Here is a 1,983-nt window from a genome sequence, read left to right on the forward strand (position 1 = left end):
AAGATTTTTATATAATACCAGAAAAATTAAATATTGAAGGAATAGATTTTTTTGGTCAAAAAATTAGCTTAGAAAACGAGGTAGGAGATATGCAATTAGTAGGAAATAAATTTTTTGAAAATTTTGTATTCACTATGGATTGGGCGAATCATAAATTATTTCTTGATCCAATTGGAAAAATTCCTGAGGATTCTGAATTTGACTTTCCACTTTATTTAAATGCTAATTTTGAAACTAATAAGATAGAAATTAAAACTGGTGTAAGTGAGTTCTTGAAAAAGAATAAAATTGAAAAAGGAACAACAGTTACGATGATAAATGACATTGATGTTTCAAAATTAACAGATGAAGAATTTTGTGAATTTTGGACTTCTCAATGGAATGAAATTAAAAAAAAGGAAGAGGTTGAATTGAACATTTCAAACAATGGAAAAGAAAAAATTATTATTATTACTAAACAAAAAATAACGGCATAAAATCGTGGCAACATCGGTTAATCGCAAATAGCAGGTTTAACCGAAAAAGTGTAATTTAGATAACCAAGAAGGAAAATGGTTAATCCGACAAGTCCGCGTCCCTACTCCCGCAACCGACGAACCATAACCGTTACCAACAATATTTAAATGAAAAAACTGCTTAAATTTTCTGGTATTATTGCACTTATATTTTTTTCAAATTTCAGCATTGCTCAGACGAACGAAATAGCTAAAAAACATAAATCTACAGATTTCTACGAGCTATATAAGCCAGGTACCACTGAGGTTGTTTTAGTGCTTTTTGGGGGTTATCCCGAAAATGCAGAAGATATTGAAAGAGAATTTGCTATAACTGGGCGTGCTAATAAAAAGAATGTAGCAGTTGTATATTTAAACTACAGCGGTAAATTATGGCTAGAAGAAAATGAAAAAATAAAATTAACAGAATCAATTAATACATTATTCCAATCCAACGAACTGCCAACCAAAAAAATATTTTTTGGTGGTTTTTCAAGTGGAGGAAATATGGTTCTTCTAATCAGTAATTTTCTAATTAAAAACTCCAATGTAATCCAACCTGCAGGGGTCTTCATTGTAGATTCTCCAATAGATTTATTAGCATTATATAATAGTGCTGAAAAGAATATAAAAAGCAATTATTCTCAACCAGCAGTTCAAGAAGCAAAATGGATAATTAAGACGTTAAACGAGAATTTTGGAGAACCTGAAAATAATTTAGATAAATATGAAAAGTATTCTGTTTTCACATCTAAAACAGACCACATAAGTAATTTAAAAAATTTAAACAGTACTCAAATTCGATTTTACACTGAGCCGGATACTCTTTGGTGGAAAGAAAACAGAAAAGCCAATTATGACCAAATGAACGCATATTACATTAAAAAACTTTCGGAAAATCTTAAAAATTCTGGATTTGATCAGGTAGAATATATTCCCACAGAAAACAAAGGATATCGAGCAAATGGGGAAAGACATCCACATAGTTGGTCGATAATAGATAAAGAAGAATTATTACAATGGATGTTAAAGAAATAAACACTGTTTACAATAACGATTCAGCGCAAATAACTGGTATTGCCGAAAAAGTGTAATTTTAGAAACAAGGAAAGAAAACAACTAAGCCGACAAGTGCGCGTCCCTGCTCCCGCAACCTACGAACAGTAACCGTCAGTCACCATATTAATTTTAAGAAAATGAAGAACATTTTTATTTTATTTACTCTTTTAATCAGTATGAATTCCATGCAAGCACAAGAAATTAGTGGTGATTGGTATGGGAATTTGAACGTACAAGGAACTGAATTACCACTTGTATTCCATCTGCAAAAAAATGATTCTACTTATTCATCCACAATGGATAGTCCTAAACAAGGAGGATTTGATATAAAAGTTGATACAACAAGGTACGATAATTCAACCTTAACAATGACCATAGCTGCATTAGGAGTCAAATACGAAGGTAATTACGACCAAAATGCAGAAAAAAT

Annotated in this window: 2 protein-coding genes and 1 pseudogene; all 3 read left to right on the forward strand. The window is 30.9% G+C overall.

The genetic code is table 11. The features are described from left to right. Positions 1-476: hypothetical protein (locus RM529_RS17065; protein ID WP_311485954.1), on the forward strand; the 476-nt coding region annotated here is incomplete at its 5' end. A gap of 147 nt (positions 477-623) precedes the next feature. Next, complete coding sequence (locus tag RM529_RS17070; RefSeq protein ID WP_311485955.1) at positions 624-1,532, forward strand: hypothetical protein; 909 nt, start codon at positions 624-626, stop codon at positions 1,530-1,532. 158 nt (positions 1,533-1,690) lie between these two features. Then, positions 1,691-1,983, forward strand: a pseudogene (locus tag RM529_RS17075) (alpha/beta hydrolase); the annotation flags it as partial.

Origin of the sequence: Autumnicola edwardsiae (assembly GCF_031846505.1) — a bacterium.
GTDB lineage: Bacteria > Bacteroidota > Bacteroidia > Flavobacteriales > Flavobacteriaceae > Autumnicola > Autumnicola edwardsiae.

What these genes read in the sequence shown, in the direction of transcription:
- RM529_RS17070 (WP_311485955.1), top strand. Translation starts at nt 624, where the DNA reads ATGAAAAAACTGCTTAAATTTTCTGGTATTATTGCACTTATATTTTTT.